The organism is Delftia sp. JD2 (genome assembly GCF_001682645.1).
In the GTDB taxonomy this organism is placed as follows: domain Bacteria; phylum Pseudomonadota; class Gammaproteobacteria; order Burkholderiales; family Burkholderiaceae_C; genus Comamonas; species Comamonas acidovorans.
Map to the genome: position 1 here is coordinate 41,559 of NZ_LFJT01000044.1, position 13,643 is coordinate 55,201.

The window sequence follows — 13,643 nt, forward strand, 5'->3', positions numbered from 1 at the left end:
CGATCAGTCCAGCGCTGCCAGCGGGTGCGAGTGCGCGGGCCAGGGGCTGTCGAAGAAGGCACGCCACTGCGCTTCCTGCACGTCTTCGATGCGCGCGGGGTTCCAGCGCGGGTGGTGGTCCTTGTCCACGGCCAGCGCGCGTATGCCTTCGATGGTCTCGCTCTGGCCTGGGCGCAGGTAGAAGCAGTGGCGCACCATGTCGCGCTCCATGCGCAGGTCCTGGGCCAGCGTCATGCCGCGCGCGCGGCGGATCTGTTCCAGCACCACGTGCAGCATCAGCGGCGAGCGCTTGCGCAGCGTGGCTGCCGTGTGCTGCGCCCACTCGCCATCTGCCGCTTCCAGCGCCTGCACCATGGCAGCCACCGTAGGCAGGGCGAACACGCGGTCGATCTCGGCGCGGGGCTGGGCCGCTGGCTTGGCCGGGGCCGTGAACTTCGACTTCACCAGGGCCTCGATGGCCGCTGCATCGGCAAAGCTGCCGGCGGCCAGCGCGTCCCACAGCGCAGGCTGCTGGTCCGAGGGCAGGTAGCCATCGGCCAGGCCGAAGTCCAGCGCATCGGCCGCGCCGATCACATCGCCCGTCAGCGCCAGCCACTCACCCGCGTGACCCGGGCAACGCGAGAGGAAGTAGCCGCCACCCACATCGGGGAACAGGCCGATGGCCGTCTCGGGCATGGCCATCTTGGTGCGTTCGGTGACGATGCGCAGCGTGCCGCCCTGGCTGATGCCCATGCCGCCGCCCATGACGATGCCATCCATGAAGGCGATGTAGGGCTTGCCAAAGGTGTGGATCAGGTGGTTGAGCGCGTACTCCTCGGTGAAGAAGTCCTCCAGCTGCGGATTGCCCGTGCTGCCCGCGCCATGCAGGAAGCGGATGTCCCCGCCCGCGCAGAAGGCGCCGAAAACCCCTTCCTTGCCCATGCCTCGGATGGCCACGGCCAGCACCTGCTCATCCTTTTGCCAGGCCAGCAGGGTGGCCAGCAGATCGCGCACCATGCCCAGCGACAGCGCATTCAGCGCCTTGGCCCGGTTCAAGGTGATCATGCCCATGCGGCCCCGCACTTCGCTGAGGACTTCGCCGGCAGCTCCCGTCATATCTTGCTCCTTGTTGCTATGCATGCCCTGCCCCGGCAGCCCGGGGCAATGAGCCGCAACCATAGCTGAAAAACCGCACCCACCCCTGACAAACAGGTGCCAATTTGCGCAACTGCGCGACAGGCGGCGCAACGCCCCGCACTCAGTCCAGAGAGACACCCGTGCTCTTGACCACGCCGGCCCAGCGCTTGATCTCGCTGCGGATGTAGGCGCCGTATTCCTCCGGCGTGGAGCCCAGGCCTTCGGCGCCTTGCAGCTGCAGCTTCTCGACCACGCCCGGGTCCTTGAGCGCGCGCATCAGCTCCTGGTTGAGCCGCTGGATGATGGCGGCCGGCGTTTTGGCCGGCACCATCACGCCCTGCCAGGCCCCGGCCTCGAAGCCGGACATGCCGCTTTCGGCCAGCGTGGGTGCATCGGGGAAGTTGGGCAGGCGCTTGGAGGAACTCACGGCCAGCAGCTTGAGCCGCCCCTCCTTGATGAAGGGTGCGACCGAGTTGATGGTGTCGGTCATGAAGTCAATCTGCCCGGCCACCAGATCCACGTCGGCCGGAGCGCTGCCCTTGTAGGGCACGTGGCTGGCCTCGATCTGGTAGTGCTGCACGACCTGGAAGGCCGCCAGGTGGGTGACGTTGCCGTTGCCGGCCGAGCCATAGGACAGCTGGCCGGTCTTGTCCCTGGCATGGCGCACGAACTCCTGCACGTTCTTCACCGGCAGCTTGGGGTTGACCACCAGGCCCAGCGGCACCACGGCCGTCAGCGCCACGGGCATCAGGTCCTTGCCCACGTCGTAGCTCATCTTCTTGTACAGCGACGGGCTCAGCGCAATGGACGAGGTGTTGTAGAGCACGGTATAGCCATCGGGCGCGGCCTTGGCCACCAGGGCATTGCCGATGTTGCCATTGGCTCCGGGCCGGTTGTCCACGATCACGGTCTGGCCCAGTTGCTGGCCGACCTGCTGGGCCAGCACGCGCGCCACCAGGTCGGTGGGCCCGCCCGGCGGGAAGGGCACGACCATCGTGATGGGCTTGCTGGGCCAGGGCTGCTGCGCCAGCGCGGCACCGGGCAGTGCCGCCCCCACTGCCACCGCCGCTGCCGCCGCAATAGGGGCCGCCAGGGTGACCAGCGCCATGCGGCGCCCTCTTTTGCGGGCCGCCTTGTCGATCTGCTTGTCCATGCTTTTGTCTCCTGATGTCGTTATGGGAATGCTTGTGGCCGCCTAGCTGCGCCCGGCCAGCAGGCGCACGGCCGTGTATTCCATGACCTTCTGGTGGCCCTGGTTGAAGACCTCGATGCGCGAGGTGACGACGGCGCGGTTGCCCTTGGAGGTGGGCTTGATGGCGGTGACTTCGACCAGGGCCTCGATGGTGTCGCCCACCAGCACGGGGCCGAGGATCTTCTGGTGCAGCTCCAGCATGGCCAGGCCCGTGCCCTGGATCATGCTTTGCAGGATGAAGCCTTCGATCAGCGCATAGGTCATGGCGCCCGGCACGGGGCGGCCGGCAATGGCGCCGCCGTCGTAGCCCTCCTCGATGAAGATGGCCTCCAGCATGCCCGTGGCATTGATGAAGGCGACCAGGTCGGACTCGGTCACGGTGCGGCGGAAGGTGCGCAGCTGCTGGCCAACCTGCAGGTCCTGCCAGAAGAAGCCCTGGCCCATGCGGGGCACGGCGTTCCAGGCGGCGCCAGGGTGGGGCTGCGGGGTGTTCACTGTCATCTCATGTCTCCTGTTGCGTGATCTGCAGGCCGGCGATGCGCTCGACGCTCCAGCCCGCCTGGGCCAGCAGCGCCGCCGTGTGCTCGCCCAGGCGCGGTGGCATGCCCATGGGGGCCTGCCGGCCATCCATGCGCACGGAAGAGCGCGGCAGGTGCACGGTGCCCATGGCGGCGTCGTGCAGCGGCACGAAGAACTCCGTGGCCTGCAGGTGTGGATCGGCGGGCAGATCGTCCATGCGCGCCACCGGGGCGGCAGGAATCTCCAGGCGCTGGCAGGTATCGAGCCAGTGCTGGGTGCCGTGCAGGGCCACATGCTCGCCTGCGGTCTCCAGCAGCTCGGCAATGTGGGCCGTGCGGCTGGCCTGGCTGGCAAAGCGCGCATCCAGGGCCAGCTGCGGCTGGCCCACGGCGGCGAAGAAGCGCTGCCAGTGCGCATCGGTGTACGGCATCATGCAGACGTGGCCGTCCAGCGTTCTGTAGGGCTTGCGCCAGGGCGCCATCACGCGCGGGTAGCCTGCGCCGCTGAGCGCGGGGCTGAAGTGCATGCCGTAGAAATGCTCGACCAGGTTGAAGCCCACCATGGTCTCGTACATGGGCACTTCCACAAAGCAGCCATGGCCGCTGCGCTCGCGCTGGAACAGCGCCGCCAGCACGGCATGCGCGGCCACCAGGGCGCAGGTCTTGTCGGCCGCAATGGTGGGCAGGTAGCGCGCCTCGCCCGTCTGGCGCTCCATCAGGTCGGCCAGGCCGCTCATGCCCTGGATGACGTCGTCATAGGCGGGCATGCCTGCATAGGGGCCGTCCTCGCCAAAGCCATGCAGGCCTGCATAGACCAGGCGCGGATAGCGCTCGCGCAGCGTTGCGGGGTCCAGGCCCAGCGGGGCCAGCTTTTGCGGCCGCATGCTGTGCATGAACACATCGGCCGTGGCCAGCAGCGCATGCAGGGCCTGACGCGACTCTTCCTGCTTGAGGTCCAGCACCACGCTCTTCTTGCTGCGGTTGGTGCCCATGAACATGGCCGCCATGCCGGGCTCCACGGCCGGGCCGGTATGGCGCGTGGAGTCGCCGGCCGGCGGCTCGATCTTGATGACTTCGGCGCCGTAGTCGGCCAGCACCTGGCTGGCCAGCGGCCCGAACACCACGCTGGACAGATCCAGCACCCGAATCCCTGTCAACGCAGCCTGCACTGTGGTCTCCATGTTGCTTCAGGGAGCCAGTATTTGATATCTTCAAAGCTGCGTCTAAGACTTAATTCAGCATCTCTGATACACGGTAGATATCAATGGACCTGCGCCAACTGCGTCACTTCGTCACCCTGGCCCGCACGCTCAACTACCGGCAGGCGGCCGAGCAGCTGCACATGTCGCAGCCGCCGCTGTCCCAATCCATACGCAGGCTCGAAGACAGCCTGGGCGTGCAGCTGTTCCAGCGCGACCGCCGGGGCACGGCGCTGACCGAGGCAGGCCTGGCGGCACTGGAAAGTGCCGAGCTGGCCCTGCACCATGCGCGCCAGATGCAGGAGGTCTCGCGCGCCACGGCCGGCGGCGAGCGCGGGCGGCTGCACATAGGCTTCATAGGCTCGGCCACGTTCTCGTTGATTCCACGGCTGGTGCAGGCCTTTCGCAGCGAATATCCGCTGATCGACCTGGTGCTGACCGAATCGACCACGCGCGAGATCTGCGCGCAGGTGGCCAGCGGCGATTTCGATGCCGGCCTGCTGCGCTATCCGGTGACGCAGGCCACCGACCTGTCCATCACGCCCGTGGAAAAGGACGAGCTGGTGGCCGTGCTGCCCGAAGGCAACCCGCTGCTGCAGCGGCCCGCCTTGCGGCTGCGGGACCTGGCGGACCAGCCCTTCATCAACTACCGCCCCAGCGAGGTGCCAGGCCTGCATGCGCTGGTGGTGCTGGCCTGCCAGAACGCGGGCTTCATGCCCCAGGTCAAGCAGCATGCCGTGCAGGCGCAGACCCTGGTCAGCCTGGTGGGTGCGGGCCTGGGCGTGGCGCTGGTGCCAGCCGTGGTGGCCAAGGGCAGCACGCCGGGGGTGGTGTTTCGCGCGCTGGCAGATACCGAGAACCTGCCCTCCATCGGCCTGGCCCTGGCGCTCAATCCGCAGCAAAGCGCAGCGGCCGGGCAGCGACTGCGCGAGTTGCTGCTGCAGCTGCAGTAGCAAGCAGTTGCAAGCAGTAGCTCCTTTGCCGTGGCACCCGCACGCCTGAACGGCGCGCCACAAAGACAAAGGCCGCAGATGCGGCCTTTGACAGTCAGGGCGGTGAAGCCATGCGGCTTGCGTGCGCCCTTGGCGCAACAGCGCTTATGCGCCGCGCGAAGCGCGCTTGCGCTCGTTCTCGGACAGGTGGCGCTTGCGAACGCGGATGCTCTTGGGGGTGATTTCCACCAGCTCGTCGTCCTCGATGAATTCCACCGCGTATTCCAGCGACAGGTCGATCGGGGGCGTGATCTTGATGGCATCTTCCTTGCCGGACACGCGGAAGTTGGTCAGCTGCTTGGTACGCGTGGCGTTGACCACCAGGTCGTTGTCACGGCTGTGGATGCCGATGATCATGCCTTCGTACACGGGATCGTTGGCCTTGACGAACATGCGGCCACGGTCGTCCAGCTTGCCCAGGGCGTAGGTGAAGATTTCGCCTTCGTCCATGGAGATCAGCACACCGTTCTTGCGGCCGCCGATTTCGCCCTTGTGCGGCTCGTAGCTGTCGAAGATGTTGGAGATCAGGCCGGAACCACGGGTCAGGTTCAGGAATTCGTTGGTGAAGCCGATCAGGCCACGCGCAGGAATGCGGTACTCCAGGCGCACGCGGCCACGGCCATCGGGTTCCATGTTGACCAGCTCGCCCTTGCGCTCGCCCAGGGCCTGCATCACGCCACCCTGGTGGCCTTCTTCGATGTCGGCCGTCACCAGCTCGATAGGCTCGTGGCGCACGCCGTCCACGTCGCGGTAGACCACGCGGGGCTTGGACACGGCCAGCTCGTAGCCTTCACGGCGCATTTCTTCCAGCAGGATGGTCAGGTGCAGTTCGCCGCGGCCCGACACTTCGAAGATGCCGTCTTCGTCGGTTTCCTTGACGCGCAGGGCCACGTTGGAACGCAGTTCCTTTTGCAGGCGGTCCCAGATCTGGCGGCTGGTCACGAACTTGCCTTCACGACCTGCCAGCGGCGAGGTGTTGACGCAGAAGTTCATGGTCAGCGTGGGCTCGTCGATCTTGAGCATCGGCAGCGGCTGGGGGTTCAGCGGGTCGGTCAGCGTGACGCCCATGCCCAGGTCGGCAATGCCGTTGACCAGCACGATGTCGCTGGGACCGGCTTCGGTCACCTGCACGCGGTCAATGCCCTGGAACTTCAGAACCTGGTTGATGCGGCCCTTGTAGCTCTTGCCGTCAGGACCTTCCATGACCAGCACGTCGGTCGAAGGCTTGAGCGTGCCGGAGGTGATGCGGCCCACGCCGATACGGCCCACGAAGGTGGAGTAGTCCAGCGCCGAGATCTGCATCTGCAGCGGAGCGGCAGGATCGCCCTTGACGGCGGGAACGTGCTTCAGGATGGTGTCGAACAGGGCCGACATGTCGGGGCCCCACTGTTCGCCGGGAGCGCCTTCTTCCAGCGAGGTCCAGCCGTTGATGCCCGAGGCGTACACCACGGGGAAGTCCAGCTGCTCGTCGGTGGCACCCAGCTTGTCGAACAGGTCGAAGGCGGCGTTGACCACGTAGTCGGGACGCGCACCGGGCTTGTCCACCTTGTTGACCACGAGGATGGGCTTCAGGCCCAGGGCCAGTGCCTTCTTGGTCACGAAGCGCGTCTGGGGCATGGGGCCTTCCTGCGCGTCGATCAGCAGCACCACGCCGTCCACCATGGACAGGGCACGCTCCACTTCACCGCCGAAGTCCGCGTGGCCGGGTGTGTCGAGGATGTTGATGTGCGTCTCGTTCCAGCTCACGGCGCAGTTCTTGGCCAGGATGGTGATGCCACGCTCGCGTTCGATGGCGTTGTTGTCCATCACCGTGTCCACGACTTTCTCGTGCTCGGCGAAGGTTCCGGATTGGCGCAGCAGCTGGTCCACCATGGTGGTTTTGCCGTGGTCCACGTGGGCGATGATCGCGATATTGCGGATTTGTTTGCTCATAGTGTTTTCCCATTGCCGCTGCGTCATGGGCGCGGCGTGTCTTCCAAAATCTGTTGAATTTCCAGTGAACTGAGCAGGCGCCCGGGGATCAGTTCCCCACGCACCACGCGCCCCACTCCCAGCAGAGCCTGTGGGTTCTCGCCATACACAGCCACCGCCTCGGCATCGGCCCAAGCGCCCTTGCGGGGCAGGCCCGTGAGAAAACGGGCCGCATCTTGCTCGCCCAGCGTGACAGCCGTGTGGCTGGCCAGCAGGGCGTCGACAGGCTGCAACTGCTGCAGACGCTCGCCCTCGCCCATGGCGGCCAGCGCCTCCAGCGAGATACAGCGCTCGACACCCAGCCCCCCGGTGTCGATACGGCGCAGCGCGCGCAGGTGCGCGCCGCAGCCCAGGGCCTCGCCCACGTCCTCGGCCAGCGTGCGGATGTAGGTGCCCTTGCTGCAGGTCACCAGCATCCGGATCGCAGGCAGCCCTTCGCTGTCTTGCGTCAGCGAAAGCTCCAGTGCGTGGATTGTCACTTCGCGCGCCGGGCGCTCGACTTCGATGCCGGCACGCGCATATTCATAGAGAGCCTTGCCGTCCTTCTTGAGGGCGCTGTACATGGGTGGCACCTGGCGGATCGCACCCGTGAACTGCGCCTGCACGGCGGCCAATCGCTCGGCCGTGAGGGCGGCGAGGTCAACGGCGCGCTCGCGCAGCACCTCGCCCTCGGCATCGGCCGTGGTCGTGGTCTGGCCCAGGCGCGCAATCGCCTCGTAGGTCTTGGCAGCTTCAAGCTGCAACTGGCTGAACTTGGTCGCCGCACCGAAGCACAGCGGCAGCACGCCGGTGGCCAACGGGTCCAGCGTGCCGGTGTGTCCGGCCTTTTCGGCGCGCAGCAACCACTTGACCTTTTGCAAGGCGTCGTTGCTGGACAGCTCCAGCGGTTTGTCGAGTAGCAACACCCCATGCACAGGGCGCCGCTGCACCCTTGTGCGTGGCGCGTTCATGGGGCTACTCTTCCTTTCCGCGCGAAGAAACGGCCTTGGCGATCAAGGCGTTCATGTCGGCCGCACGCTCGGAGGTGCGGTCGTAGATGAAGTGCAGCGTGGGCACTGTGTGGATGTGCAGGCGCTTGAACAGGCCATTGCGCAGGAAGCCTGCGGCCTGGTTCAACGCTTCCTGCGTCGCCTGTGGATCGCCCACGAGCAGGCTGAAGTAGACCTTGGCGTGGGCATAGTCCGGAGTCACCTCCACGCTTTGCAGCGTGACCATGCCCACGCGCGGGTCCTTCAACTCGCGCGCGATCAGCTCTGCCAGATCACGCTGGATCTGGTCAGAGACTTTGAAGCTGCGATTCGGCGCAGCGGACTTGCGTGTTGCCATGGCGAATTACAGCGAGCGCGCGATTTCCTTGATCTCGAACACTTCGAGCACGTCGCCTTCGCGAATGTCGTTGTAGTTCTTGAGCTTGATACCGCACTCGAAGCCTTCCTTGACTTCCTTGACGTCGTCCTTCAGGCGCTTGAGCGATTCGATCTCGCCCGTGTAGATGACCACGTTCTCGCGCAGCAGGCGGAAATGCGCATTGCGCGTGACCTGGCCTTGCGTGATGTACGAGCCGGCCACGGTGCCGATCTTCGAAGCCACGAACACGGTGCGGATCTCGGCCATGCCGATGATCTCTTCCTTGCGCTCGGGAGCCAGCATGCCGGACATGGCCGCCTTCACCTCTTCGACTGCGTCGTAGATGATGTTGTAGTAGCGCAGGTCCACATCGTTGCTCTCGGCCGTCTTGCGCGCCTGGGCATCGGCCCGGACGTTGAAGCCGATGATGATGGCCTTGGAGGCCAGCGCCAGGTTCACGTCGGACTCGCTGATGCCGCCCACGCCCGAGTAGACCAGCTGAACGCGGATCTCGTCGGTCGAGAGCTTGAGCAGCGATGTGCCCAGCGCTTCCTGAGAGCCCTGCATGTCGGCCTTGATGATGATGGGCAGGGTCTGGACCTCGCCTGCACCCATTTCGGCAAACATGTTCTCGAGCTTGGCAGCCTGCTGGCGGGCCAGCTTGGTGTGACGGAACTTGCCGGCGCGGTAGGTCGCGATTTCGCGGGCACGACGCTCGTCCTGCAGCACCATGAAGTCGTCGCCGGCCTGGGGCACGTCGGACAGACCCTGGATTTCCACCGGGATGGAGGGGCCGGCAGACTTGGTCTGCTTGCCGTCTTCGTCCAGCATGGCGCGCACGCGGCCGTAGGTCTGGCCTGCCAGCACCACGTCGCCCACCTTCAGCGTACCGGACTGCACCAGCACCGTGGCCACAGGGCCGCGGCCCTTGTCCAGCTGGGCTTCGATGACCAGGCCCTTGGCAGCGGCTTCCACGGGAGCGGTCAGCTCCAGCACTTCGGCCTGCAGCAGAACCTGCTCCAGCAGCTCGTCGATGCCCTGGCCGGTCTTGGAGGACACGGCGATGAACGGGGACTCGCCGCCGTACTCTTCAGGCACCACCTGCTCGGCCACCAGACCTTGCTTGACGCGGTCGAGGTTGGCATCGGGCTTGTCGGCCTTGGTGATGGCAACCACGATGGGCACACCAGCCGCCTTCGCGTGCTTGATGGCTTCCTTGGTCTGGGGCATCACGCCGTCGTCGGCCGCGCACACCAGGATGACGATGTCGGTGGCCTGGGCACCACGGGCACGCATGGCCGTGAAGGCCTCGTGGCCCGGGGTATCCAGGAAGGTGACGATGCCGCGGGGCGTCGTCACATGGTAGGCACCGATGTGCTGGGTAATGCCACCGGCTTCGCCCGACGCCACCTTGGTGCGGCGGATGTAGTCCAGCAGCGAGGTCTTGCCGTGGTCCACGTGGCCCATGACGGTGACCACGGGAGCACGCGACTCCTGGGCAGCTTCCTGCTGGGACACTTCCTCGGCCGTGAAGGCCTCGGGATCGTCCAGCGCGGCGACCTTGGCCGTGTGGCCCATTTCCTCGACCACGATCATGGCCGTGTCCTGGTCCAGAGGCTGGTTGATGGTGACCATCTGGCCCATCTTCATCAGCACCTTGATCAGCTCGGACGCCTTGACCGACATCTTGTGGGCCAGCTCGGCCACGGTGATGGTCTCGGGCACGTGCACTTCGATGGCGCGGAATTCCGCTGCCGCGCTCTGGTGCTGACCGTCATGACGGTCATTGCCACGACGGCCGCCACGCGGGCCGCCGCGCCAGTTGGAACGGCCACCCACGCCACCGGAGCTGTCGCCACGGGTCTTGATTTCCTTCTTCTTGCCATCGCCAGCCCAGCTCGACGAGAGCTTGGCGGACTTGACTTCCTTGCCGGCACCGGCAGGCGCACCCGCACGCGCACCGGCTCCACCGGCGGTCGTGCCAGCGGGCTTGTGCAGCGTGGTCTTCTTGGCATCGCCGGCAGCGGGCGCTGCAGGCTTGGCCACGGGCTTGGGCTCTTCAGGCTTCTTGGCCACGAGCACCTTCTTGGGCGCAGCCATCATGGCGCGAATGGCTTCGGCCTCGGCCAGCGCCTTGCGGCGGCGGTCTTCCAGATCCTTGGCGCGTTCGGCTTCCTCGGCCGCGCGGGCCTTGGACTCTTCCTCGGCCTTGACGCGAGCCGCAACCTGGGCTTCGGCGCGCGCGGCCTGGCCTGCAGCCTGCTCACGCGAAGCTTCCTGCTTCGCGCGGTTGGCCTCGAGGATCTTTGCGGCTTCTGCAGCCGCATAGGCGCTTGCGCGCTCTTCGGCTTCTCGTTCGCGTTGTTGAACTAGTTCGCGCTCTTCGCGCTCACGGCGTTGCTGTGCCAATTCTTCCTCCTCGCGGCCGATCATTTCGGCCTGGCGACGTGCTTCCCCTTCGCGGCGCACCAGATCCTGGGACTCGCGCTCCGATGCCGCGCGCTGCTCCTGGGCAGCGGCAACGACAGCGGGATCGGAGGCGCCCTCGGCGACCTCGTCACGCTTGACGAAGGTACGCTTCTTGCGCACTTCCACCTGGATGGTGCGGGCGCGGCCCGACGAATCGGCCTGCTTGATCTCGCTTGTGGACCGTTTGGTCAGCGTGATCTTCTTGGCGCCACTTCCGTGGCTGGCCTGCAGATGGCTGAGCAGTTGCTGCTTGTCGCCGTCGGTCAACGCATCCGATGCGTTGTCCTTGGCGACGCCTGCAGCCTTGAGCTGCTGCAGCAACGTGTCAGGGGTCTTGTTGAGCTCTCTTGCAAACTCGGCAACCGTATTACTGGACATATATGCTCTGAACCTCCCTGACCTTACTCTTGCCCTTCGGTGAACCAGTGTTCACGCGCCTTCATGATCAAAGCCTTCGCTTCTTCCTCGGTCTGCCCGGTCAGCTCGGTCAACTCGTCGATGGCCAGATCGGCCAGATCGTCTCGGGTGTGCACATCGGCCTCGGCCAGCTTGTCCACGATCTCCGGAGTCATTCCCTCGAGCGTCAGCAGATCCTGCGACACTTTGCCCACGTTTTCCTCGTGCGCGATTTCCTGCGTCAGCAGTGCATCTTTCGCCCGGGTGCGCAACTCGTTCACCGTCTCTTCGTCGAACGCCTCGATTTCGAGCATTTCCTGCAGCGGCACATAGGCCACTTCTTCCAGGGTCTCGAAACCTTCCTCGATGAGGATGTTGGCGATTTCCTCGTCCACATCGAGCTTTTCCATGAACAGCTGGCGCGCAACAGCGGACTCGTCCGCCTGCTTTTGCGCAGACTCAGCCGCGTCCATGATGTTGATCTTCCAGCCGGTGAGCTCGGAAGCCAGGCGAACATTCTGACCGCCACGGCCGATGGCGATGGCGAGGTTTTCCTCGTCAACCACCACGTCCATGGCATGCTTTTCCTCGTCCACGACGATGGACGACACATTGGCCGGAGCCAGCGCGCCGATCACGAACTGTGCAGGGTCTTCGGACCACAGCACGATGTCCACGCGCTCGCCAGCCAGTTCATTGGTGACGGCGTTGACACGGGTGCCTCGCACGCCGACGCAGGTGCCGATGGGATCGACACGCTTGTCATGGCTGAGCACGGCGATCTTGGCGCGGCTGCCGGAATCGCGAGCGCAGCTCTTGATCTCCAGCAGGCCCTGCTCGATCTCGGGCACTTCGTTGCGGAACAACTCGACCATGAACTCGGGCGCCGAGCGCGACAGGATGATGGGCGCGCCGCGCAGCGTGGCGTCCACTTCCATGATCATGGCCCGCACGCGGTCGCCGTTGCGCAGGTTTTCCTTGGGGATCATCTCGTTGCGGCGCAGGCGTCCTTCGACACGGCCGGCCTCGACGATGATGTCGCCCTTGTCCATGCGCTTGACGGTGCCCGTGAAGATCCGGTCGCCGCGCGACAGGAACTCGTTGAGCAGCATTTCGCGCTCGGCGTCACGGATCTTCTGCAGGATGACCTGCTTGGCCGCCATGGCGCCGATGCGGCCGATGGGCACCGACTCGATCTCTTCCTCGATGTACTCGCCTTCGGAGATACCGGGGACGCGGTCCTGTGCGTCCATCAGCATTTCTTCGGCATCGGGGTTTTGCAGGCCCGCATCATCGGGCACCACCAGCCAGCGGCGGAAGGTGTCGTAGTTACCGCTATCGCGATCGATGGCCACGCGGATGTCCACCTCACCTTGGTACAGCTTCTTGGTGGCCTGGGCCAGGGCCGATTCCACTGCACCGAACACCAGATCGCGCTCCACGTTCTTTTCGCGCGAAATGGCTTCTACCAACATCAACAATTCGCGATTCATGCGACGACTCTCCTATTTCAATCACACAGGAAGGGGATGGCAGTGCCCTTCCTGCCCCAATGATTCGACGTACCCTGCCTGCTCCGATCAGACCGGCTTGGCAGAACGCCCCTTGAAATCCACGATGGGAGCCAGACGCGCCTCGCGCAGCTCCTCCAGAGTGAAGCCCAGCGCCTGCAGGGGCGCGGGAACACGCTTTTTGCTGACCTTCTGGCCAGGCTTGACGGGTGGCTCGTCGCTCCAGACGATCTGCCAGCCACCATCTTCGGCACGCTCCAGCGTGCCGCGGAATTTCTTGCGATTGGCGCTGACCTGCCCTTCAGCGGCAGCGCCGATGGGCTCCTTGAGGGTCAGGTCGATGACTTCACCGACAAAGCGGGTGAAGTCCTGCTCGTGCCGCAGGGGGCGGTCGATACCAGGGGAGGAGACCTCAAGGCGCGTGTAATCTGCGCCATCAACCTCAAGCGCGAACTGCAGCTGGCGCGTGATCTTCTCGCAGTCCTCGACTGTCACGAACTGCTCCGGCACCACCGGCTCACCCTCCACCGGGGGCTGCCAAGGCAAATCAATTGTGACGCGCAACAGCCCGCCCGCCGAGCGTTCTATTTCCACCAGGTCATAGCCCAGACCTGTCACGGTTTGTTCAACGATTTGCTGTAGTGCCACGTGTATTTAAATTCAGTCCTGCAAACACAAAAGACCCGGAACGCCCCTGAAACATTGGCAGCAGCCATGTCCCAACAGCGCCGAGCCCCATGGCAATCCCGAAGGTCGCCCGAAGATCGCCCAAAAAAAAGGGCGGTTGGTACCCGCCCGTTTGGTCGTGAATATGCCATTGTATCCGCAAACGACCTTCAGGCCAAGCCCGCCCCGCACAAAAGCGGGGACAGGACGAGGCGCCTCATGCCCGCCCACCCGCCCTTGCCCGAGGCTCAGACGCCAACGCGCTC

11 protein-coding genes are annotated in these 13,643 nt (G+C 65.3%); 1 reads left to right on the plus strand and 10 read right to left on the minus strand.

The genetic code is table 11. The annotated features are described in order from the left end of the window. Positions 1-3 precede the first annotated feature (3 nt). The 4 genes from ACM14_RS21260 to ACM14_RS21275 all read right to left on the minus strand — a co-directional run bounded on the left by ACM14_RS21260 (position 4) and on the right by ACM14_RS21275 (position 4,007). Positions 4-1,095, minus strand: coding sequence for an enoyl-CoA hydratase/isomerase family protein (locus ACM14_RS21260; protein ID WP_065347248.1), 1,092 nt, complete (start codon positions 1,093-1,095; stop codon positions 4-6). 142 nt (positions 1,096-1,237) lie between these two features. Continuing rightward, entirely contained in the window at positions 1,238-2,269 is a 1,032-nt protein-coding gene (locus ACM14_RS21265) for a tripartite tricarboxylate transporter substrate binding protein (RefSeq protein ID WP_065347249.1), read from the minus strand. A gap of 42 nt (positions 2,270-2,311) precedes the next feature. Continuing rightward, on the minus strand, positions 2,312-2,809 hold the full coding sequence (locus tag ACM14_RS21270) for a MaoC family dehydratase (protein ID WP_013803034.1): 498 nt from the start codon (positions 2,807-2,809) through the stop codon (positions 2,312-2,314). A gap of 1 nt (position 2,810) precedes the next feature. Continuing rightward, positions 2,811-4,007, minus strand: a complete 1,197-nt coding sequence (locus ACM14_RS21275) for a CaiB/BaiF CoA-transferase family protein (protein WP_065347250.1) — start codon at positions 4,005-4,007, stop codon at positions 2,811-2,813. 83 nt (positions 4,008-4,090) lie between these two features. Between ACM14_RS21275 and ACM14_RS21280 the strand changes: the two genes are divergently transcribed. Beyond that, complete coding sequence (locus tag ACM14_RS21280; RefSeq protein WP_012204838.1) at positions 4,091-4,978, plus strand: LysR family transcriptional regulator; 888 nt, start codon at positions 4,091-4,093, stop codon at positions 4,976-4,978. Between the two features lie 144 nt (positions 4,979-5,122). On the opposite strand, the gene typA is transcribed toward ACM14_RS21280, so the two are convergent. The 6 genes from typA to rimP all read right to left on the minus strand — a co-directional run bounded on the left by typA (position 5,123) and on the right by rimP (position 13,359). After that, positions 5,123-6,949, minus strand: coding sequence for a translational GTPase TypA (gene typA / locus ACM14_RS21285; protein WP_034398352.1), 1,827 nt, complete (start codon positions 6,947-6,949; stop codon positions 5,123-5,125). A gap of 23 nt (positions 6,950-6,972) precedes the next feature. Further along, positions 6,973-7,938 (minus strand): tRNA pseudouridine(55) synthase TruB, encoded by a 966-nt coding sequence (gene truB / locus ACM14_RS21290; RefSeq protein WP_012204836.1) that lies wholly within the window; start codon positions 7,936-7,938, stop codon positions 6,973-6,975. A gap of 4 nt (positions 7,939-7,942) precedes the next feature. Further along, positions 7,943-8,314 carry a 30S ribosome-binding factor RbfA gene (gene rbfA / locus ACM14_RS21295; protein ID WP_012204835.1) on the minus strand — a complete coding sequence of 124 codons (372 nt, stop codon included), beginning with the start codon at positions 8,312-8,314 and terminating at the stop codon, positions 7,943-7,945. Between the two features lie 6 nt (positions 8,315-8,320). After that, complete coding sequence (gene infB / locus ACM14_RS21300) at positions 8,321-11,182, minus strand: translation initiation factor IF-2 (RefSeq protein ID WP_013803037.1); 2,862 nt, start codon at positions 11,180-11,182, stop codon at positions 8,321-8,323. A 23-nt stretch (positions 11,183-11,205) separates the two neighbouring features. Beyond that, the gene (gene nusA, locus ACM14_RS21305) at positions 11,206-12,693 is read right to left on the minus strand and encodes a transcription termination factor NusA (RefSeq protein ID WP_012204833.1); all 1,488 of its coding nucleotides are present in this window, start codon (positions 12,691-12,693) and stop codon (positions 11,206-11,208) included. A gap of 87 nt (positions 12,694-12,780) precedes the next feature. After that, on the minus strand, positions 12,781-13,359 hold the full coding sequence (rimP, locus tag ACM14_RS21310; protein WP_034392158.1) for a ribosome maturation factor RimP: 579 nt from the start codon (positions 13,357-13,359) through the stop codon (positions 12,781-12,783). Positions 13,360-13,643: the final 284 nt, after the last annotated feature.

Bases quoted from the DNA above. Each gene is read 5' to 3' on its own strand.
- ACM14_RS21260 (WP_065347248.1), bottom strand. From the start codon at position 1,095: ATGACGGGAGCTGCCGGCGAAGTCCTCAGCGAAGTGCGGGGCCGCATG.
- ACM14_RS21270 (WP_013803034.1), bottom strand. From the start codon at position 2,809: ATGACAGTGAACACCCCGCAGCCCCACCCTGGCGCCGCCTGGAACGCC.
- truB (WP_012204836.1), bottom strand. From the start codon at position 7,938: ATGAACGCGCCACGCACAAGGGTGCAGCGGCGCCCTGTGCATGGGGTG.
- infB (WP_013803037.1), bottom strand. From the start codon at position 11,182: ATGTCCAGTAATACGGTTGCCGAGTTTGCAAGAGAGCTCAACAAGACC.
- ACM14_RS21265 (WP_065347249.1), bottom strand. From the start codon at position 2,269: ATGGACAAGCAGATCGACAAGGCGGCCCGCAAAAGAGGGCGCCGCATG.
- nusA (WP_012204833.1), bottom strand. From the start codon at position 12,693: ATGAATCGCGAATTGTTGATGTTGGTAGAAGCCATTTCGCGCGAAAAG.
- ACM14_RS21280 (WP_012204838.1), top strand. From the start codon at position 4,091: ATGGACCTGCGCCAACTGCGTCACTTCGTCACCCTGGCCCGCACGCTC.
- rbfA (WP_012204835.1), bottom strand. From the start codon at position 8,314: ATGGCAACACGCAAGTCCGCTGCGCCGAATCGCAGCTTCAAAGTCTCT.
- typA (WP_034398352.1), bottom strand. From the start codon at position 6,949: ATGAGCAAACAAATCCGCAATATCGCGATCATCGCCCACGTGGACCAC.
- ACM14_RS21275 (WP_065347250.1), bottom strand. From the start codon at position 4,007: ATGGAGACCACAGTGCAGGCTGCGTTGACAGGGATTCGGGTGCTGGAT.